The sequence below is a fragment of the Gracilibacillus salitolerans genome, from assembly GCF_009650095.1.
In the GTDB taxonomy this organism is placed as follows: Bacteria; Bacillota; Bacilli; order Bacillales; family Amphibacillaceae; genus Gracilibacillus; species Gracilibacillus salitolerans.
The window spans coordinates 191446-210349 of the sequence record NZ_CP045915.1 but is presented as its reverse complement, the minus strand read 5'-3'; the positions used below and the strand labels follow the sequence as shown (position 1 = coordinate 210349).

Genomic DNA, 18904 nt, shown 5'->3' with positions numbered 1-18904 from the left:
AGTTACTAAAAAGTTATCCACAATTCTTTCTAATTGGCTGTGAATAAAAAGAATCCCCGTAAGTCCAATTGGACTTACGGGGATTTTAATCTTTATGGCAATAGTTGAAGTGATTCTTCAATAAATGCCGGAATATCATCTGGCTGTCTACTGGTAACCAATTGATCACCACAAACGACCACTCTTTCATCATGCACTTTAGCACCAGCGTATTCTAAATCGACCAGAATTGATTTGAATCCCGTTACATCACGGCCTTCCAATGCTTTAGCTGTGATTAATAACTGAGGTCCGTGGCAGATAGCGAATACCGGTTTCTTTTCATCCATGAAATGTTTTGCGAAATTCACAAAGCGCTCATCCGCTCTTAACATATCCGGTGAGAAACCGCCCGGAATGAACAACGCATCAAAATCTTCCGGTGACACATCGTCAATTCCATAATCGATTGTAACAGTTGCATCACCTTGTTTACCCTTGACAGTTTTGCCTGCTTCTTTTTCTATCGTTACGACTTTATGACCTACACCTTCGAATTCTCTCGCTGGTGAAGTATACTCGACATCTTCAAACATATCTGTAATCACTGTTGCTATTTTAGGCATTACCTAACACTCTCCTTATATTATAGAGTTACTATTCTCTTTGTATTGGATAATTCCACGTGTGAGTTTAAGATAAACATTACAGATTATTTATATTTGTTGAGATGGTGAGTTACTTGGTAGATCAGTATTGAAAAATGGGCCAAATACCTTATCCATCTGAACCAAAGAAAAAACCCTTCTCGGCTTTGAGAAGGGTTTGGTGTTGAAATATAATTAACGTTTTGAGAAATATACTTGTCAATTTAAAGTATATTGAATCCATTGAAATCCATTTATATCAACATTTCAGGAACCTTTATTGAGATAAAAATGGTATGAAAAAGAATTTAAAATGATATTACTTGAACCAATTTGAACCAAAATGATAGATGTTAGTTGAATACAATACTAAGTATTATTTTATTTCTGACCATGACTTATACATTCTGATATTTTCATATATTTCTCTACATAAACGATTAAGCTTTTCTTCTTCTCATGAAGAGGAAGAACACGCCACTTAAGAAGAGTAAAAACCCTGCTAAAAAGTACTGATAGATCGTAGTGGCAGTTTCCGGTAGTTTTTGTCCGTCGTCCGTAACAGGCAGTTGTTCTATTGCTTCCTGTTCAAAAACCGTATAGGTGCTGAAGTGATCAGTTTGTGCTGTCACGTTTCCATCTTGCCATTCTCCGCCGATTGCTTCCCATTCTTCGAGTTCTGGATTCCAATAGAACAGTTGCAGCTGATCTTTATCATTTACTTTGTAGCTATCAACAGAAAAAGTCAGTGTCACTTTTTCGTCGAAGGTATTTAATCGTTTTTCGCCTTGTTTGATTTCAAAGTCATAGACCACACTCAATGCTTGATCAATGTCAGCTAAACGCTCTAACTGGATTGTTGCAGCCTCGGATGCATTAGTGAAATTGGAGGCAGCTAGTTGCAAGCTTACATTTTTTAACTGAACGATGATCGTTATACGATGCTCCTTCAGCCATTTTATTTGGTCAGAAGTAAATGCTAGGTTAACAGAATCATTATGATCACGTAAATCTATCCATAGTTCACCTTGATCAGCTAGCTGATGGAGCGAGTCTGTTTCGATCATTGCCTCGCCATTGGTAACGTCAGGTGTTAAGGTAACACTGGTTTGTTTCTCTGGATCTTTTGAGTCCTCAGGATCTTCTGGATCGACTGGGTCTTTTGGGTCTTTTGGATCTTCCGGTTTGACAGGATTTTCGGGATCTTCAGGATCTGGTGAAACTGGATCAGAAGTATCGATTGCTTTGATATGTGCAACGACACTATTATTATTATAAGTGACAGTTACCTTGTAATCATCTGCAGTTACATTATCGAATTTACCTTTCACCTTGTCGGCGGTCATTAAAGTAATATTTGCAGCCTTGTCTATTTCATAATTAGAAAGATCCAAATTCAGATCCCCACCATCAAGGTATAACAGTCCATCTACATTTAGTTGAGTTTTGTCATTATCCACTGCAATATCTAGGTTTCCAGCTTCCATTGTTAAGTTACCATTTACATTCAAAGGTTCATCTACATTAACTAAAACTGTACCATTTTCTACATAAAGATCACCTTCACCAAAAGCAGTCTCAGAAGTAGCTTCTAACGTTCCTCCTTGTAGCAATGTGCCTCCTGAATAACTATTATTTCCTGTCAATGTAAGTGTTCCTGTCCCTTGCTTGGTAAGCATACCACTACCAGTTATATCATTTCTCCACCAATCATGAGCATTAAATCTCCCTTTTGAAGCATCCATATTCACTGTTACATTGCTTAAAAACGCACCATATCCATCAGATGCTGTTACCAAATCAAGTCTTCCCCAACCATTTGATTCGTCTATTACAGGGTAGCCTGATTCAATTTCTGTGGTATACAATACTTCTCTACGTTGTTTATCAGTCAAATAAGGCTGACGAGTTTCCAATAAAACTTCAGCCCCTTTAGGTACTACAGGGTCTAAACCTTTTGTGCCTGTTTGAGGTAATCCGTATGTAAGTTTTTCCCGATAGAATGCTTTATTTGCTTCATGATCTTCCCACTTTTCTTCATCGTACGCACTTTCAAACGTATAATCCTCTGTTACCGTATGTGCATATTCGTACAAGCTCATTTCTTTTGATGCAGCTAATTCAGCGAATACTTCTCCAGCATTTTGATAAGCCTTATCCAATACCTCTTGGTTTTCTGAAAGATTGTATGCATAGGCAGTCATTGCTGTAGCTTGTATTCTTGCTCCTATAACATCAAGTGGAGAGTGCATGCCGGTCACTATTCTATTTTCTCCCATTTGAGCTGCTCTTGTTAAAAATTCAGCATATCTTTCTGGTGTTGCGTATGCAAATCCGAATGTTGACAAATAAGATGCACTTGTATGCCCGCTTGGAAAAGCTCCGTCTTTACCTCTCCCGTCTTCCGCTTTTCTTTTTACATATTCTAATGCAGGAATTACTTCCACATTCGTTTCATATTGCTGGTAATGTCTTTCTCCCGTTTCTTTTTTACCACCTGAAGGTAATTCTTCTACTGTACTTTCACCACTGCCGATTGTGGCCCAAACAGGTAAACCGTTCTCATCAACAACTTCTTTCACTTCTCCATTTGAATTCATTCTGTAAGGTCTTGGAGAAGAAAAAAAGTATTTAGAAGGATTAGACGAAGAAGGATTCCTAAATCTAATTAAATGAACTAAATCCATCGTATCTGCTAGTGCAGATCCCTCCCATTGTCCCATCCCTTGGGCTTGGTCTTCAACAGTCGATTCTTCCAATACTTTATCCATGTCCTCTGCTGATCTGACAACACTGGTGATCGGGTTAACGATCTCTACGTAGGCATTAGCTAAAGGCCCATAAGCTTCCATCATACTATATATCTTATCTCTTTGATCATCATAATAGGCCGCTAACGCCTCTTCATTCGTTCTATTTTTAGTAACCTCTTCTACATATTTTATATTAGCTTCCCAAGTCTCTGGATCTCTGATTTCTTCGTTAGCATATGTCTTCTTATCTGCTACTACCTTTGTCTTATCATTTTTATATCCATCAAAATAAACGGTAGGTCCGTCACCATATTTTGCAACCTCACCATTTGCACCTGGTATAGTTAACGCTGTTCCGTCTCTCCAATCTGGTTGATTCATAGACCATATTTGATCAAAACCATCTAAAATATTTATAAAAGGATTAGTCTCAGCTACATTCTTTAAGAGTGAATCGTTAGCATTTCCGCCATTATCCACTGCTGGTAAAGGTTGCTCAACTTCAGGAGCAACTGTATTTATTTCTTCAGTAGTCCCTTGTGGCTTTGAAGGTTTTGAATGCTCCTTTTCAGAATGTTGACTAGCGGCCTGAACAGGAAGCTCAAAAGATCCCATAGTTAGCACTGCAAGTAGTAGTATTATTGATATTTTTTTCATGAATTTCATACCTATTTTCATTTCTCCTTTTCTGCTGCAGATTTTTAAATCACTTAACCACACTAATTTCACTTTAAGGACTGTATGTTAAATGAATGTAGGAAAAGTGTTAAAATTATGTAATTTTATGCAGATGGGAAGAGACTTATTACGGAAATGAACGAGTTTAGGGAACCTTTCTTTTGCAAATCTTTCGGATAGCTCTTTGAATGTTATTTTCTCTGCTGATAAGTCATAAGGATTGCTGTTGTATTCAGCGAATATCTCATTAATAACCATGAAAACGCCAAAATGAGCTATTACAACTACTACCATGAAAAATGTAAGAAAACGATGGAACAGCTATGTGACCGTTGAAGCGAAGGAGAAAACAGCCGAGTTGTTCCAGAATTACATGAAAAAACCCTCTCTGCTCCATAAGAGCAAAGAGGGTAAACCCTTGGCATATAAGATTTCTTAACGTTTTGAGAACTGTGGTGCACGACGAGCTTTTTTAAGACCGTATTTTTTACGCTCTTTAGCTCTTGCGTCACGAGTTAAGAAACCAGCACGTTTAAGTGTTGTGCGGTATTCTGGATCAGCTTCTAATAATGCACGAGCAACGCCGTGACGGATTGCACCAGCTTGACCAGTGTATCCTCCACCATCAACGTTTACTAATACATCATAGCTACCTTCAGTTTCAGTAGATGCTAATGGTTGCTTAATGATTGTACGAAGTGTTTCATATGGGAAGTAATCTTCCGCATCACGACTATTTACAACGATACGTCCAGTACCTGGAACTAAACGTACACGTGCAGTTGAAGTTTTACGGCGTCCGGTACCGTAGTATTGTACTTGTGCCACTATGTTAACCTCCTTTTAATTATCCGCGAAGTTCGTAAACTTCTGGTTGTTGTGCTTCATGTTTATGTTCTGCTCCACGATAAACATGTAGTTTTTGACCCATTTTACGTCCTAATTTACCTTTTGGTAGCATCCCTTTAATTGTTAGTTCTAACATTTGTTCAGGATATTTTTCACGCATTTCACCAGCAGTACGTGATTTTAAACCACCTGGGTGATTAGAGTGACGGTGATATAACTTATCGCTAAGTTTTTTACCTGTAAGTTCGATTTTTTCCGCGTTGATAATGATCACGTGATCACCAGTATCAACATGCGGTGTATATGTTGGTTTGTGCTTACCGCGAAGGATTGAAGCAATTTCACTTGCTAAACGACCTAACGTTTGACCTTCTGCGTCGACAACAAACCATTTGCGTTCAATATTATTTTCATTTGCCATGAAAGTTGTGCGCATGATCGGTTACCTCCTAAATCCATGTTTCTAAAGTCTTTTTTGTCTAGCTCTGAGCGCCCAGAAACTAGTGCCTTTCCCTCAGCTCTGTAGGATAAGTCATATACGTTTCTGAACGGGCGCTTACGCTTTTCTAGTTCCGAATTTATATTCTAACACGAGTAACTTTCCGGGGCTATTCGTGGTTTAGAAAATAAAATGCCATAGATCATAATATACCATACGATCCCAAATGTCAATAGATTGCACGCAAGGATTCGTTGTTTTATCAACTTTTTTTGTTATAGTTAACCTCCCATAAGTATAGCCCTTGTGGAGGAGCGGTTTTACCAGCCTTTGATCGGTCTTGAGCAGCTATGATCTCTGTGATTTCCTCTGATTCTCTTTTGCCTAGTCCAATTTCAATCATTGTTCCAACAATAATCCGTACCATATTATATAAAAAGCCAGTCCCTTTTACACGAACAATCATATTTTCCCCATCCTGATCGACAGCAATATCCGTAATCTCACGCACCTTATCCCCTTTTACTTTACTATTTGCTGCACAGAACGAAGAAAAGTCATGACTGCCAAGAAAATGTTGACTGGCTTCGGACATTGCTCCAAGATCTAATTTCTCTTTCACAAAATGGGTGTAATGACGGCGAAATAAGTCCTTTTCCTTGGCATTGAGGATATAATAGCGATATTCTTTCTCACTGACGTCATACCGAGCATGGAAGTTCTCTGGAACATCTGTAATCGAGATAACTTCCACATCATCCGGAAGCATAGTATTTAATGCCCGTAACCAGTTTTCAGGTGGAATCTCTAGTTCCGTATCAAAGTGAATCACCTGTCCTACCGCATGAACCCCCTGATCGGTTCTGCCTGAAGCCGTCACGCGCACATGATTGCCTTTATGCATTTTCATTAAAACTTTTTCCATTACCCCTTGTACCGTCCGACCGTTTGGTTGTACCTGATAGCCCGAAAAAAACGTACCATCATATCGAATGATTGCTTTTAATCTCATTTTACTTGCCCCTTACTGTCGTAAACTGAAAAAGATAAGTATAATCAATAAATAGATTATCATTGCCGTATAATCTAGCTGCTTAAACTGCAATTGTCTTAATTTAGTTCGTCCTTCACTTCCTCGATATCCTCTTGCTTCCATTGCCATTGCTAAATCCTCTGCGCGTTTAAAAGCACTAATAAATAATGGAACTAGTAACGGAACAATCGCATACATACGATCTTTTATGGACCCTGTCCGCAAGTCAACACCTCTTGATGCTTGTGCTTTGGAGATTTTTTCTGTTTCATCCAGCAATGTCGGAATAAAACGGAGCGAAATTGACATCATAAGCGCTAATTCATGAACCGGTATCTTTATTCTCTTTAATGGTGCCAGCAGCTCTTCAATAGCATCCGTAATTTCCATTGGTGATGTTGTTAAGGTTAATAGAGAAGTTACTAACACCAGTAAGAAAAAACGTAATGAGATCGTTAAACCCTGCATCACTCCACCTTGGTGTATTGTAAATCCTCCTATTTCAATTAAAACAGGTCCTTCCTTCGTAATAATGAGATGAAGAATAAAGGTAAATATAATTAAAAACCAAACAGGAGTAATTCCTTTTAAAATATAACCGATACGCATTTTTGTTAATAATACTAATATGAGTGCAAATAATGTTAACCAGCCGTAGCTCAAACTATCGTTAGCAAAGAAAACTATAATTACAAACGTAAAAATAACCATCAATTTGGTTCTGGGGTCTAAGCGATGAATCATTGAATTGCCAGGTACAAATTGTCCTATTATCATGAATGACTTCATAACCGCTTGTTCTCCCTTATTTTATCCACTATTTCTTTCGCTAATTCAGCTGGTTCCCTACGTTTATAAGTAATATTGGTACCGAATTTTTGATTGATTTGATTAATCAATGAAAGCACATCAGGCATATCAAGATTTGCTTTTTTTAATTCATTCGCTTGCGAAAAGATTTGTTCAGGAGTTCCTTCCATATGCAGACTACCATCCGCAAGCACAAAGATATGATCTGCATACTGTAAAGCGTGATTCATCTGGTGTGTGACTAAGATCGTTGTCATATGCCTTGTTTTATGTAAATGATAAAACATATTCATGATATCTTGTTGTCCTTTAGGATCAAGCCCTGCTGTCGGCTCGTCTAATATTAATACTTCTGGATTCATCGCAAGCACTCCGGCGATCGCAACCCTTCGCATCTGTCCTCCACTTAATTCAAAAGGGGACTTTTCTAAAATGTCCTCTGATAGTTGGACTTTTTCCAAAGCATCCATAACTCTTGATTGCATTTCACCTGATGGTACTTGGAAATTTTTTAAGCCAAAGCTTATGTCCCGTTCTACCGACTCCTCAAACAATTGATGTTCAGGATATTGGAAAACAATTCCTACCTTTTTCCGTAACTTCTTCAAATCTTGTCTTTTGTTTTCTCTTGAGAGATGGAACTCCCCCACTCGTACTTGTCCTTCTGTAGGAAGAAGCAACCCATTGATATGTTGCAGAAGTGTAGATTTTCCAGAACCTGTGTGTCCGACAACTGCCACAAACTCCCCCGTTTTAATTTCCATGTTAATATTTTTTAGCGCTTGATAGGAAAAAGGTGTATTCACTTGATAGGTATAGCTCACTCTTTCAAATTGGATGTCCATAATGCTTCCAAAAACTCCTCATTGTCTAATGGATATGTTGCAAACTGATAATCATATTGCTCTAATTCTATTGCCAGCTCAACAGTTAATGGTAATGATAAGCCAATTGACTGTAGCCCTTGATGATCATTGAATAATTGATCTACCGTAGTATCTTTATACATCTGCCCTTCATTCATTACAATAACACGATCAGCTAAAATAATTTCATGCAAATCGTGAGTGATCATCACCATCGTAATCTCCAATTCTTCTTTCAGGTCATGAATAGTCGAAAGTATTTCCTTTCTGCCTCTTGGGTCTAACATAGAGGTGGCTTCATCTAATAATAGGAACTCCGGATATATCGCCATGACACTAGCAATCGCAACTCGCTGTTTCTGTCCACCTGAAAGGTTGTGTGGTTCATGATTTTGATAGCTCTCCATTCCAACCTGGTTTAAAGAAGTATAAATTCGCTCGATCATTTCCTTGCGAGGGATACCGCGGTTTTCTAGACCAAAAGCTACATCATCTCTTACCGTTGTTCCAACAAATTGATTTTCAGGATTTTGAAACACCATCCCAATTTTTTGTCGTATTTCCCAAACATTTGATGTCGTTAGCTTCCTTCCATTGATCAAAATTTCACCTGCTTGTGGTACTAGCAAACCATTGGCTAATTTAGCTATTGTTGATTTGCCTGATCCATTATGGCCAATGATAGCAACAGTCTCATTTGCTTCTATTTTTAGGTTGAACTTTTTTAATACCCATGGGGCATCTTCATTATATCGAAAATAAACATCACGAAATTCTATTGCTGGCATCATTACTTCTCCTTAAAATCAATATTTCCCGGGTAATATTCATCAACTTCTATTGTATCATAATACACTCTTTATCTAACTCTCCACATCTTGTTCTCGTAAATTATTTTGATCATTCCCTTTGTGGTCGGGTAGTGTCGACAATGGCAACGAATCATAGTCAGACTTTGTTGATGAAGGTAACAAAAAAATTGATGAAGCAATAAAAAAAAAGAATGAGCAGTAACAGATAGAGTTGAGACCATTATTAAAGAGTTTGGAAGAAGATATAGTCCTTCAAAAAAACTTGTCCCACATCGACAAGGTTTTTTGGAGACCGTTGTACTAGAACAAGGATGATACATAAAGGTTATGAAAATAGTTAATCTCTTGATTTAATTTCGTATGAGGAAGTTTACTCCCTTAATTGGAGCATTTTCTCTACCCATTCTTCTACTTCTAGCAAGCTAACAACAGAACAAAATGATAAACTTCTCGTGAGATGAAAGAGTAAGCTTTTTTAGTTCAAACAAAAAAAAGGGCTTGGATGCACCTCTTAAAGAGATTTGCTCCTGCCCCTTGCTTTGTTTAGTATTCCATTACACTAACTCAATGACTGCCATTTCAGCCCCGTCACCGCGACGAGGTCCTAATTTAAGCACTCTTGTATATCCACCTTGGCGATCTTCGTAGCGACCTGCAATGTCGCTGAAAAGCTTTTGTACAGCGTCTTCGTTTTCGTTCGCTTCTGCATTGTATAAGAATGATGCAGCTTGACGACGAGCGTGAAGGTCACCGCGCTTACCAAGTGTAATCATTTTTTCAACAACTGAGCGTAGTTCTTTTGCCTTTGCTTCTGTTGTTTCCAAACGTTCATGAATGATAAGATCAGTTGCTAAACCGCGAAGCAAAGCCATACGTTGATCCGTTGTACGTCCTAATTTTCTAGCCATGGAATATCCCTCCTTCGTTCGAAATCTCTAAAAGGTGTCATGATTAATCTTCGTTTCTTAGTCCAAGACCTAGATCTTCTAGTTTATGTTTCACTTCTTCTAGCGATTTACGACCTAAGTTTCGAACCTTCATCATATCTTCTTCTGACTTATGAGCTAATTCCTGTACAGTATTAATTCCTGCTCGCTTCAAGCAGTTATAAGACCTTACGGATAAATCTAGCTCTTCAATTGTCATTTCAAGAACTTTTTCTTTTTGATCTTCTTCTTTTTCGATCATAATTTCAGCATTCTTCGCTTCGTCAGTTAAACCAACAAAAATATTCATATGTTCCGTGAAGATTTTAGCTCCTAGAGAAACTGCTTCTTCTGGACGAATACTTCCATCTGTTAATACATCAAAAGTAAGCTTATCATAATTGGCATCTTCACCAACACGGGTATTTTCTACTTGATAGGTTACTTTTGATACTGGAGTGAAGATAGAGTCAACTGGAATAACCCCAATCGGACGATCCTCATGGTTATTAGTGTCAGCTGGACGGTATCCTCGACCACTTTGTGCTGAAATTTTCATTTTTAAATGGCCATTACTACCAACTGTAGCAATATGAAGGTCCGGATTTAAAATTTCGACATCACTATCAAAAATGATATCTGCAGCCGTAACTTTCCCTTCTCCCTGCACATCTACTTCTAGAGTCTTTTCTTCATCCGAATAAATTTTAAGAGCAAGTTTCTTTAAGTTTAAGATAATAGTTGTCACATCTTCGACAACTCCTTCAACCGTAGAAAACTCATGTAACGCTCCATCCATTTGAACAGATGTCACAGCTGCGCCAGGAAGTGAAGATAATAGGATACGACGCAAGGAGTTACCAAGTGTAGTACCATATCCACGTTCTAGTGGTTCTACAACGAATTTGCCATAAGTAGCATCATCACTGATTTCTACTGTTTCTATTTTTGGTTTTTCAATTTCGATCATCTATTAAACCCTCCTCTAAAACGTCGAAACCCCGGTTAGACCCTGAGTCTAACCGAAATTCCCCAGGTAGGCAGTTCCCGTTTCTGCACTATGCAATTGTGATTTTGTGTCTGTCGAAAGCAATGGTGTCATTAATAAACATCTAAAAAACTTTATTAAGCTATCATAAACCATTATAGACAGATTAACAAATAATATACTGTGATTATACTCGACGACGTTTTGGCGGGCGACAACCATTGTGAGGAACTGGTGTTACATCACGAATGGCAGTTACTTCAATACCTGCTGCTTGAAGTGAACGGATAGCTGCTTCACGTCCAGCACCAGGTCCTTTCACTGTAACCTCTAGAGATTTTACACCATGATCCTGAGCGCCTTTTGCTGCAGCTTCAGCAGCCATTTGTGCTGCGAAAGGAGTAGATTTACGAGAACCTCTAAAACCTAACGCTCCTGCGCTACTCCAGCTAACTGCGTTTCCTTGGACATCAGTAATCGTTACGATTGTGTTATTGAATGTAGAACGAATATGTGCAATACCCGTGTCTATATTCTTTTTCACACGACGTTTACGTGTATTAGTTTTACGAGCCATAAGTAAGCAAACCTCCTTTCATCTTATTTCTTTTTGTTAGCCATTGTTTTTCTTGGACCTTTACGAGTACGTGAGTTGTTTTTCGTTTTTTGTCCTCGTACCGGTAAACCACGACGATGACGTACACCACGATAGGAACCAATTTCAATCAGACGCTTAATGTTTAAGGAAACTTCACGACGAAGATCACCTTCTACAGAATAGCTGTCAATTGTTTGACGAATTTGTCCTAACTCTTCTTCTGTTAAATCTCGAACACGAGTGTTCTCATTAACACCAGCATCTTCCAATACTTTCTTAGCAGTTGTTTTTCCAATACCGTAAATATAGGTTAAAGCAATCACTACGCGTTTATCACGCGGAACATCTACACCAGCAATACGTGCCATAGACTGATTACACCTCCTTATCCTTGTTTTTGTTTATGCTTAGGGTTTTCGCAAATTACCATTACTTTTCCTTTACGACGAATAACCTTGCATTTTTCACAAATTGGTTTTACAGATGGTCTTACCTTCATCTTCCATACCTCCTCTTGTGTCGGAGCATTTTATTTATAACGGTACGTAATACGACCTCTTGTTAAATCATATGGAGAAAGTTCAACCGTTACTTTATCACCAGGTAAAATTCGAATGAAGTGCATTCTGATTTTACCAGAAACATGTGCTAACACGGTGTGACCATTCTCTAATTCTACTTTAAACATTGCATTTGGTAATGTATCAATAACAGTACCTTCGACTTCAATTGCATCGTCTTTTGCCATCGAGTTGATCTCCCTTCTTCAAATCTGTCTGAGATTCTTCGACAAATTTATTAATAGCATAACGCAACTTACCATTGGTTACGCGCCCTGTTTCGAGAAGGCTTCTTTGAACTTCAGGAGATATAAAACTTGTAAACGCAATATGCTGAACATTTTTCTTCTTTGGTCGATCATATTTGCGCTTATCTCCATCCGCCAGCAACACAAAACGACTGTCTACTTTTTCAATTACAATTGCAAACTGACCTGCTTCGCGTCCTTGTAGGATTTGAACAACCTGACCTAATTCCGGATAACTCTCCGTTTCGCTCAACCATCATCACCTTCATTTAGGTTTTACGTAATACCTATTTTCATTGTTAGTAACATTATACCAACTTTGACGACATTTCATTAAGAAATTGTTTTTAATTTCTCATCAATATTGCTGAATACTGTGTCAATTTCTTGAGAGCCATTAATTGTCACTAAGTCACCTTTATTAGAATAAAAGTCTAACATTGGTTGTGTTTGTTCAAGATTAACCTCTAAACGATTTTTCACTGTACCTGGTTGATCATCTTCACGTTGGATAAGTGTTGCACCATCTTTGTCACATAAACCTTCAACCTTAGGAGGATTAAATCGTACATGATAAGCAGTGCCACATTCTGGACAAATTCGACGTCCAGTAAGACGTTCTATCAATTCATCCTTATCAACATCTACGTGTAAAACATAATCAATCGAACGATTCATGTTAGAAAGTAGATCATCTAACGCTTCAGCTTGTGCTAAAGTACGTGGGAAACCATCTAACAAGAAACCTTTATGACAGTCATCTTTGCTTAATCTTTCTTTTACGATACCAATTGTTACTTCGTCTGGAACAAGAGCACCTTCATCCATATAGCTCTTTGCTTTTTGTCCAAGCTCTGTTCCTTCTTTAATAGCTAACCGAAACATATCTCCAGTTGAAATATGAGGGATGTCATATTTTTCTACGATTCTTTCTGCCTGTGTACCTTTACCAGCACCAGGTAGTCCCATAAGGATTAGATTCAACGATTTTCCCCTCGCTCTCTGTCTAGTCCGACTATAAAACTTTATTTAATAAAGCCTTTATAGTTACGTTTAACTAGCTGCCCTTCTAGTTGTTTCATTGTTTGTAATGCTACACCAACAACAATTAGAAGTCCCGTTCCACCGATTTGTACGGATTGTGGTAAACCTGCTAAATCACCTAAAATTAAAGGTAAGACAGCTACCGCAGCTAAGAAAATAGATCCAACAAATGTTAGTCGATACATAACACGTGTTAAATAAGTCTCCGTTGTTTTTCCTGGACGAATACCAGGGATATAGCCACCTTGCTTCTTCAAGTTATCTGCCATTTGTTCCGGATTAACTTGAACAAATGTATAGAAATACGTAAATGCGATGATTAGCACAACGTAAATAATCATACCAGTTACGTTTGAATAATCAAATATATTGGAGATCGTCATCGCAACTTCATTATTCTCAAAGAACCCTGCGATTGTACGTGGTGCGATGATAAATGAAATTGCAAAAATAACTGGAATTACCCCTGCAGCATTTACTTTCAACGGTAAATGAGTAGAGTGTCCTCCTACTGGTGAACGATTCACTAAACGTTTCGCATATTGTACTGGAATTTTACGTAAAGCTTGTTGAATGAAGATAACACCTACAGTTACTGCAAGCACAAGCAATACAATTAACAGAACAATGACGATATTTAGGAAAAAATCATCTCCTACACCAGATCCAAAGTATTGTGCGTAAATTTGATTAACGCCATTTGGAATGGCTGCTACGATACCGGCAAAAATAAGGATAGAGATACCATTACCTACACCATTTGCAGTAATTTGTTCCCCTAACCACATTAAAAATGCAGTACCACTTGTTAATACTATGGCAATTACTAGGAACTTACCTACACCAGGATCGCTGATCAACAGCCCTCCTGACATAGCATTAAAACCTACCGACATTGCACAAGCCTGAATAAATGCTAACCCGATGGTTGCATAACGTGTAACCTGTGCTAATTTTTTACGTCCCATTTCACCTTGTTTTTTCCACTCAGAGAATTTCTGAACGACATCCATTTGCAATAATTGCATGATGATAGATGCTGTGATGTAAGGCATAATCCCCATCGCGAAGATGGAGAAGTTTTGTAATGCTCCACCACCAAATGTATTAAGTAATCCAAATACATTTTGTTCATTCATAAAGTCAATAGCAGTTCGATCTGTAAAAGGAACTGGAATGAATGTCCCTATTCGAAATACTATTAACATGAGAAGTGTAAAAATAATCTTTTGTCTAATATCAGCCACACGCACAAAATTGGAGATTGTACGAAACATTAAATCACCTCAGTTTGACCGCCCGCTGCTTCAATCGAATCCTTAGCTGAAGCAGAAAACTTATGAGCTTTTACTGTTAATTTCTTTTCTAACTTGCCGTTTCCAAGAATCTTAACGCCAGATTTGACATTGCTAATGGTACCTGTCTCAAGTAAAAGCTCAGGTGTCACTTCGGTACCTTCGTCAAAACTATTCAATGTTTCAAGGTTAACAATTGCGAAGTCTTTACGGTTAATGTTTGTAAAACCACGCTTCGGTAAACGTTGGAAAAGTGGCATTTGCCCACCTTCAAATCCTGGACGTACACCTCCACCAGAACGTGCCTTTTGACCTTTGTGACCACGTCCAGATGTTTTACCATTACCTGATGACATACCACGACCAACGCGGTTGCGTTCTTTCTTCGCTTGTGATGGTTTTAATTCATGAAGTTTCATGCGAGCACCTCCTCTTAAAACTATTTTTATTAAACTTCTTTCACGTCAACTAAATGTGATACTTTGTTAATCATGCCTCGCACGACAGGAGTATCTTCACGGACTACTGATTGATGAATCTTTTTAAGACCTAGTGTTTGAACAGTAGCTTTTTGTACTTCTGATCTACCGATGACACTGCGTTTGAGGGTAATTTCTAATTGATTAGACATTTGTTTTCCCTCCCTATCCTAACAATTCTTCTACAGACTTACCACGAAGTTTTGCTACTTCTTCAGCTCGTTTTAATTCGCTAAGTCCATTGATTGTTGCACGAACCATGTTGATTGGTGTGTTAGAACCTAGTGATTTAGATAAGATATCACCTACACCAGCTAGTTCTAATACGGCACGTACAGGTCCACCAGCGATAACCCCGGTACCTTCAACAGCAGGTTTCATTAAGATGTTACCAGCTCCAAATTGCCCGTGAATTTCGTGTGGAATTGTAGTACCAACGATCGGTACATTGACCAAGTTTTTCTTTGCATCATCAATTGCTTTTTTAATAGCATCTGGTACTTCTTGTGCTTTACCTGTACCAAATCCTACATGACCATTTTTATCTCCGACTACTACCAATGCAGCAAAGCGAAAACGACGTCCACCTTTTACAACTTTTGCTACACGGTTAATTGTTACAACGCGTTCTTCTAAATCTAATTTGTTTGGGTCGATGTTAGTACGCAACATATGTCCCTCCTTTTTTGATTAAAATTCAAGACCTGCTTCACGAGCAGCATCTGCTAGAGATTTAACTCGACCATGATATAAATATCCACCACGATCAAAAACAACATTTGCAAATCCTTTATCGATAGCACGTTTAGCTATAAGCTCGCCAACTTGCTTTGCAGCTTCTACGTTTCCAGTTGTTTCTACGTTTAAATCATTATCTACTGTTGATGCACTAACTAATGTTACATTGTTAACATCATCGATTAGTTGTGCGTAGATGTGTTTGTTTGAACGAAATACGTTTAGACGAGGGCGCTCCTCTGTTCCGAATAGGTTCTTGCGGATACGCTGATGTCTTTTCTTACGTACACTATTTTTATCAGGCTTTGTGATCATCTAGGTCACTCCTTTCTGCTTACCTATCTAACCTTACTTAGCAGTCTTACCTTCTTTACGACGTACATATTCACCTTCGTAACGGATACCTTTACCTTTATATGGCTCAGGTGGGCGAATAGCGCGAATATTAGCTGCAACAGCACCAACTAGTTCTTTGTCGATACCTTTTACAATTACTTTTGTATTAGCTGGAACTTCAACTTCAATTCCTTCAATTGATTCCACTTCTACAGGGTGAGAATAACCAGCATTAACAACAAGTTTATTTCCTTGTTTTTGCGCACGGTAACCTACACCTTGGATCTCAAGAGCTTTTTCGAAACCTTTATGGACACCTTCAACCATATTGCCGATTAGGCTTCGAGTTGTACCGTGTAATGCTTTATGCTGTTTAGAGTCACTTGGACGTTCAACAGTCAATACATTACCCTCGATATTAACTTTCATTTCGCTGTCAATAGAACGGCTTAGTTCACCTTTTGGTCCTTTAACAGTAATGTGATTACCATCTAATTTGATTTCCACGCCTTCTGGAATTTCTAATAATTTCAAACCTATACGAGACATGCTACTACACCTCCTGTCTTCTGAGAATATCTTACCAAATATATGCCAGCACTTCGCCACCGATTGCTTGCGCACGTGCTTCTTTATCAGATAATACCCCTTTTGAAGTAGAAACGATCGCAATACCTAAACCATTTAATACTTTAGGAAGCTCATCTGCTTTTGCATAAACACGTAAACCTGGTTTACTGATTCGTTTTAAACCTGAGATTACACGTTCTTCGTTTGTACCATACTTCAAAAAGATACGAAGGATTCCTTGTTTGTTATCCTCTACATATTCATAGTCACGGATAAAACCTTCACGTTTTAAAATATCTGCAACTTCTTTCTTTACATTCGACGCTGGGAACTCCAATTTCTCATGGCGTACCATGTTAGCGTTACGAATACGAGTAAGCATATCTGCAATTGGATCTGTCATAACCATTTCTCATTACCTCCTTCCCTAATCGGGGATTTACCAGCTTGCTTTTTTAACACCAGGAATTTGACCTTTATATGCAAGTTCACGGAAACAAATACGGCAAAGCTTGAATTTACGAATTACAGAGTGTGGACGTCCGCAACGTTCACATCTAGTGTATTCTTGTACTTTATATTTCGCTTTGCGTTGTTGCTTTGCGATCATTGATTTTTTAGCCACTCTTTTCCCTCCTTATTTTAGCTTTTCGCTTATTTTTGGAAAGGCATGCCAAGTTGTGTCAAGAGTTCCGTAGCTTCTTCATCAGAATTAGCTGTCGTTACGATAACAACGTCCATCCCTCTCACTTTGTTTACTTGGTCATAATTAATTTCTGGGAAAATTAATTGTTCTTTTACACCTAAAGTGTAGTTACCACGGCCATCAAATGCTTTTTTAGAAATACCACGGAAGTCACGTACACGTGGTAGTGATACATCGATAAGCTTTTGAAGGAAATCATACATACGCTCACCGCGTAATGTTACTTTCGCACCAATTGGCATTCCTTCACGCAAACGGAAACCTGCGATTGATTTCTTTGCTTTTGTTACGACAGGTTTTTGTCCAGTGATTTGTGACAATTCCTCTACAGCAGCATCAAGTGCTTTAGAGTTCTGTACTGCATCACCAACACCCATGTTAACAACAATTTTTTCGACCTTAGGTACTTCCATTACTGAATCATAATTAAATTTCTCAACTAATGAAGAAACAATTTCATTATTGTATTTTTCTTTTAAAGTGTTCAACACGTAAACCTCCTTTCACCGCTAAGACTATTTATCTAAAGATTCACCAGATTTTTTAGCGATTCGAACTTTCTTTCCATCACGTTCTTCATACCCAACACGAGTTGGTTCACCAGACTTAGGATCAACTGGCAATACATTTGATACATGAATCGTTGCTTCTTGATTCAAGATACCACCTTGTGGGTTTTCTTGAGAAGGTTTCGCGTGTTTCTTTACGACATTAACACCTTCTACAAGCACACGATCTTTTTTGGGAAATGCAGCTAAAATTGTACCCTGCTTTCCTTTATCTTTACCTGAAATTACTTGTACTTTATCACCTTTTTTGACATGCATGCTATCCGCACCTCCTTACACGGTTTTTCCGTAACGTGCTTATAATACTTCTGGAGCTAGAGATACGATTTTCATGAATTTCGCATCACGTAATTCACGTGCAACTGGTCCAAAAATACGAGTACCTCTTGGACTTTGGTCATCACGAACGATGACTGCTGCATTCTCATCAAATCGAATATAAGAACCGTCTTTTCGTCTTACTCCGCTCTTAGAACGTACGATTACTGCTTTTACTACTTCACCTTTTTTGACAACGCCACCAGGTGTTGCTTGTTTCACCGAGCAAACAATTACATCACCAATATTCGCTGTTTTGCGACCAGAACCACCTAGTACTTTAATCGCTTGTACCTCACGAGCACCAGAGTTATCTGCTACTTTTAAACGAGATTCTTGTTGGATCATATTCGTGTACCCTCCCTTCGGAACTTTTCCGAGCGAACTTTAATTAAATAATTACTGCTTCTTCCACAACTTCAACTAGACGGAAACGTTTTGTTTTAGATTGTGGTTTAGTTTCCATGATGCGAACAACATCACCGATTTTTGCTTGATTATTTTCATCATGTGTTTTTAATTTCTTAGAGTATCTAACACGCTTGCCATATAAACTGTGAAATTTATATGTCTCAACTACAACAGTGATAGTCTTATCCATTTTGTCTGATACGACACGTCCGGTATAGACTTTACGATTATTACGCTCACTCATCTGAGGCT

At 38.3% G+C, this 18904-nt stretch carries 28 protein-coding genes; all 28 read right to left on the bottom strand.

The features are described 5' to 3' along the window. Positions 1 to 92 precede the first annotated feature (92 nt). Positions 93 to 605, bottom strand: coding sequence for a type 1 glutamine amidotransferase domain-containing protein (locus tag GI584_RS01105; RefSeq protein WP_100362595.1), 513 nt, complete (start codon positions 603 to 605; stop codon positions 93 to 95). A 461-nt stretch (positions 606 to 1066) separates the two neighbouring features. After that, a complete protein-coding gene (locus tag GI584_RS24190) occupies positions 1067 to 4036 on the bottom strand; it encodes a phosphatase PAP2 family protein (protein ID WP_267902832.1) in 2970 nt (989 codons plus the stop codon). 456 nt (positions 4037 to 4492) lie between these two features. Beyond that, a complete protein-coding gene (gene rpsI, locus GI584_RS01095) occupies positions 4493 to 4885 on the bottom strand; it encodes a 30S ribosomal protein S9 (protein WP_100362596.1) in 393 nt (130 codons plus the stop codon). Between the two features lie 19 nt (positions 4886 to 4904). Beyond that, positions 4905 to 5342, bottom strand: a complete 438-nt coding sequence (gene rplM / locus GI584_RS01090) for a 50S ribosomal protein L13 (protein WP_100362597.1) — start codon at positions 5340 to 5342, stop codon at positions 4905 to 4907. A gap of 265 nt (positions 5343 to 5607) precedes the next feature. Continuing rightward, a complete protein-coding gene (gene truA / locus GI584_RS01085) occupies positions 5608 to 6357 on the bottom strand; it encodes a tRNA pseudouridine(38-40) synthase TruA (protein WP_153789940.1) in 750 nt (249 codons plus the stop codon). Positions 6358 to 6369: 12 nt separating this feature from the next. Further along, positions 6370 to 7167, bottom strand: a complete 798-nt coding sequence (locus GI584_RS01080) for an energy-coupling factor transporter transmembrane component T family protein (protein WP_153789939.1) — start codon at positions 7165 to 7167, stop codon at positions 6370 to 6372. After that, positions 7164 to 8033, bottom strand: a complete 870-nt coding sequence (locus GI584_RS01075; protein WP_153789938.1) for an energy-coupling factor transporter ATPase — start codon at positions 8031 to 8033, stop codon at positions 7164 to 7166. The genes GI584_RS01080 and GI584_RS01075 overlap by 4 nt, the downstream gene beginning before the upstream one ends. Then, positions 8009 to 8842 carry an energy-coupling factor transporter ATPase gene (locus GI584_RS01070; protein ID WP_100362601.1) on the bottom strand — a complete coding sequence of 278 codons (834 nt, stop codon included), beginning with the start codon at positions 8840 to 8842 and terminating at the stop codon, positions 8009 to 8011. The genes GI584_RS01075 and GI584_RS01070 overlap by 25 nt, the downstream gene beginning before the upstream one ends. Positions 8843 to 9420: 578 nt before the next feature. Further along, complete coding sequence (rplQ, locus tag GI584_RS01065; RefSeq protein WP_100362602.1) at positions 9421 to 9774, bottom strand: 50S ribosomal protein L17; 354 nt, start codon at positions 9772 to 9774, stop codon at positions 9421 to 9423. Positions 9775 to 9817: 43 nt separating this feature from the next. After that, positions 9818 to 10762, bottom strand: a complete 945-nt coding sequence (locus tag GI584_RS01060) for a DNA-directed RNA polymerase subunit alpha (protein ID WP_100362603.1) — start codon at positions 10760 to 10762, stop codon at positions 9818 to 9820. Between the two features lie 205 nt (positions 10763 to 10967). Continuing rightward, the gene (gene rpsK / locus GI584_RS01055; RefSeq protein WP_100362604.1) at positions 10968 to 11357 is read right to left on the bottom strand and encodes a 30S ribosomal protein S11; all 390 of its coding nucleotides are present in this window, start codon (positions 11355 to 11357) and stop codon (positions 10968 to 10970) included. Between the two features lie 23 nt (positions 11358 to 11380). Continuing rightward, positions 11381 to 11746, bottom strand: a complete 366-nt coding sequence (rpsM, locus tag GI584_RS01050) for a 30S ribosomal protein S13 (RefSeq protein WP_100362605.1) — start codon at positions 11744 to 11746, stop codon at positions 11381 to 11383. Between the two features lie 17 nt (positions 11747 to 11763). Then, positions 11764 to 11877, bottom strand: coding sequence for a 50S ribosomal protein L36 (gene rpmJ, locus GI584_RS01045; RefSeq protein ID WP_003156543.1), 114 nt, complete (start codon positions 11875 to 11877; stop codon positions 11764 to 11766). Positions 11878 to 11907: 30 nt separating this feature from the next. Continuing rightward, positions 11908 to 12126, bottom strand: coding sequence for a translation initiation factor IF-1 (infA, locus tag GI584_RS01040; RefSeq protein WP_018934234.1), 219 nt, complete (start codon positions 12124 to 12126; stop codon positions 11908 to 11910). Further along, a complete protein-coding gene (locus GI584_RS01035) occupies positions 12104 to 12439 on the bottom strand; it encodes a KOW domain-containing RNA-binding protein (RefSeq protein WP_100362606.1) in 336 nt (111 codons plus the stop codon). The genes infA and GI584_RS01035 overlap by 23 nt, the downstream gene beginning before the upstream one ends. An 80-nt stretch (positions 12440 to 12519) precedes the next feature. Then, a complete protein-coding gene (locus GI584_RS01030) occupies positions 12520 to 13170 on the bottom strand; it encodes an adenylate kinase (protein ID WP_153789937.1) in 651 nt (216 codons plus the stop codon). Positions 13171 to 13211: 41 nt separating this feature from the next. Beyond that, the gene (gene secY, locus GI584_RS01025; RefSeq protein WP_100362608.1) at positions 13212 to 14507 is read right to left on the bottom strand and encodes a preprotein translocase subunit SecY; all 1296 of its coding nucleotides are present in this window, start codon (positions 14505 to 14507) and stop codon (positions 13212 to 13214) included. Then, positions 14507 to 14944, bottom strand: coding sequence for a 50S ribosomal protein L15 (gene rplO, locus GI584_RS01020; RefSeq protein ID WP_153789936.1), 438 nt, complete (start codon positions 14942 to 14944; stop codon positions 14507 to 14509). The genes secY and rplO overlap by 1 nt, the downstream gene beginning before the upstream one ends. 29 nt (positions 14945 to 14973) lie before the next feature. Continuing rightward, a complete protein-coding gene (gene rpmD / locus GI584_RS01015) occupies positions 14974 to 15156 on the bottom strand; it encodes a 50S ribosomal protein L30 (protein ID WP_100362610.1) in 183 nt (60 codons plus the stop codon). Positions 15157 to 15169: 13 nt separating this feature from the next. Continuing rightward, entirely contained in the window at positions 15170 to 15676 is a 507-nt protein-coding gene (rpsE, locus tag GI584_RS01010; RefSeq protein ID WP_018934228.1) for a 30S ribosomal protein S5, read from the bottom strand. Positions 15677 to 15694: 18 nt separating this feature from the next. Then, a complete protein-coding gene (gene rplR / locus GI584_RS01005) occupies positions 15695 to 16057 on the bottom strand; it encodes a 50S ribosomal protein L18 (protein WP_100362611.1) in 363 nt (120 codons plus the stop codon). Between the two features lie 33 nt (positions 16058 to 16090). Beyond that, positions 16091 to 16627 carry a 50S ribosomal protein L6 gene (rplF, locus tag GI584_RS01000; RefSeq protein ID WP_100362612.1) on the bottom strand — a complete coding sequence of 179 codons (537 nt, stop codon included), beginning with the start codon at positions 16625 to 16627 and terminating at the stop codon, positions 16091 to 16093. Positions 16628 to 16658: 31 nt separating this feature from the next. Continuing rightward, positions 16659 to 17057: a 30S ribosomal protein S8 gene (gene rpsH / locus GI584_RS00995; protein ID WP_100362613.1), complete on the bottom strand. Its 399-nt coding sequence runs from the start codon at positions 17055 to 17057 to the stop codon at positions 16659 to 16661. Between the two features lie 30 nt (positions 17058 to 17087). Beyond that, on the bottom strand, positions 17088 to 17273 hold the full coding sequence (gene rpsN / locus GI584_RS00990) for a 30S ribosomal protein S14 (RefSeq protein WP_091486108.1): 186 nt from the start codon (positions 17271 to 17273) through the stop codon (positions 17088 to 17090). Between the two features lie 29 nt (positions 17274 to 17302). Then, positions 17303 to 17842 (bottom strand): 50S ribosomal protein L5, encoded by a 540-nt coding sequence (gene rplE / locus GI584_RS00985; protein WP_100362614.1) that lies wholly within the window; start codon positions 17840 to 17842, stop codon positions 17303 to 17305. 27 nt (positions 17843 to 17869) lie between these two features. Further along, complete coding sequence (gene rplX, locus GI584_RS00980; RefSeq protein WP_100362615.1) at positions 17870 to 18181, bottom strand: 50S ribosomal protein L24; 312 nt, start codon at positions 18179 to 18181, stop codon at positions 17870 to 17872. A 39-nt stretch (positions 18182 to 18220) separates the two neighbouring features. Then, a complete protein-coding gene (gene rplN / locus GI584_RS00975) occupies positions 18221 to 18589 on the bottom strand; it encodes a 50S ribosomal protein L14 (RefSeq protein ID WP_018934221.1) in 369 nt (122 codons plus the stop codon). A 43-nt stretch (positions 18590 to 18632) separates the two neighbouring features. Further along, on the bottom strand, positions 18633 to 18896 hold the full coding sequence (gene rpsQ / locus GI584_RS00970; protein WP_100362616.1) for a 30S ribosomal protein S17: 264 nt from the start codon (positions 18894 to 18896) through the stop codon (positions 18633 to 18635). Positions 18897 to 18904 lie beyond the last annotated feature (8 nt).

Bases quoted from the DNA above. Each gene is read 5' to 3' on its own strand.
- GI584_RS01105 (WP_100362595.1), bottom strand. From the start codon at position 605: ATGCCTAAAATAGCAACAGTGATTACAGATATGTTTGAAGATGTCGAG.
- GI584_RS24190 (WP_267902832.1), bottom strand. From the start codon at position 4,036: ATGAAAAAAATATCAATAATACTACTACTTGCAGTGCTAACTATGGGA.
- rplM (WP_100362597.1), bottom strand. From the start codon at position 5,342: ATGCGCACAACTTTCATGGCAAATGAAAATAATATTGAACGCAAATGG.
- truA (WP_153789940.1), bottom strand. From the start codon at position 6,357: ATGAGATTAAAAGCAATCATTCGATATGATGGTACGTTTTTTTCGGGC.
- GI584_RS01080 (WP_153789939.1), bottom strand. From the start codon at position 7,167: ATGAAGTCATTCATGATAATAGGACAATTTGTACCTGGCAATTCAATG.
- GI584_RS01075 (WP_153789938.1), bottom strand. From the start codon at position 8,033: ATGGACATCCAATTTGAAAGAGTGAGCTATACCTATCAAGTGAATACA.
- GI584_RS01070 (WP_100362601.1), bottom strand. From the start codon at position 8,842: ATGCCAGCAATAGAATTTCGTGATGTTTATTTTCGATATAATGAAGAT.
- rplQ (WP_100362602.1), bottom strand. From the start codon at position 9,774: ATGGCTAGAAAATTAGGACGTACAACGGATCAACGTATGGCTTTGCTT.
- GI584_RS01060 (WP_100362603.1), bottom strand. From the start codon at position 10,762: ATGATCGAAATTGAAAAACCAAAAATAGAAACAGTAGAAATCAGTGAT.
- rpsK (WP_100362604.1), bottom strand. From the start codon at position 11,357: ATGGCTCGTAAAACTAATACACGTAAACGTCGTGTGAAAAAGAATATA.
- rpsM (WP_100362605.1), bottom strand. From the start codon at position 11,746: ATGGCACGTATTGCTGGTGTAGATGTTCCGCGTGATAAACGCGTAGTG.
- rpmJ (WP_003156543.1), bottom strand. From the start codon at position 11,877: ATGAAGGTAAGACCATCTGTAAAACCAATTTGTGAAAAATGCAAGGTT.
- infA (WP_018934234.1), bottom strand. From the start codon at position 12,126: ATGGCAAAAGACGATGCAATTGAAGTCGAAGGTACTGTTATTGATACA.
- secY (WP_100362608.1), bottom strand. From the start codon at position 14,507: ATGTTTCGTACAATCTCCAATTTTGTGCGTGTGGCTGATATTAGACAA.
- rplO (WP_153789936.1), bottom strand. From the start codon at position 14,944: ATGAAACTTCATGAATTAAAACCATCACAAGCGAAGAAAGAACGCAAC.
- rpmD (WP_100362610.1), bottom strand. From the start codon at position 15,156: ATGTCTAATCAATTAGAAATTACCCTCAAACGCAGTGTCATCGGTAGA.
- rpsE (WP_018934228.1), bottom strand. From the start codon at position 15,676: ATGTTGCGTACTAACATCGACCCAAACAAATTAGATTTAGAAGAACGC.
- rplR (WP_100362611.1), bottom strand. From the start codon at position 16,057: ATGATCACAAAGCCTGATAAAAATAGTGTACGTAAGAAAAGACATCAG.
- rplF (WP_100362612.1), bottom strand. From the start codon at position 16,627: ATGTCTCGTATAGGTTTGAAATTATTAGAAATTCCAGAAGGCGTGGAA.
- rpsH (WP_100362613.1), bottom strand. From the start codon at position 17,057: ATGGTTATGACAGATCCAATTGCAGATATGCTTACTCGTATTCGTAAC.
- rplX (WP_100362615.1), bottom strand. From the start codon at position 18,181: ATGCATGTCAAAAAAGGTGATAAAGTACAAGTAATTTCAGGTAAAGAT.
- rplN (WP_018934221.1), bottom strand. From the start codon at position 18,589: ATGATCCAACAAGAATCTCGTTTAAAAGTAGCAGATAACTCTGGTGCT.
- rpsQ (WP_100362616.1), bottom strand. From the start codon at position 18,896: ATGAGTGAGCGTAATAATCGTAAAGTCTATACCGGACGTGTCGTATCA.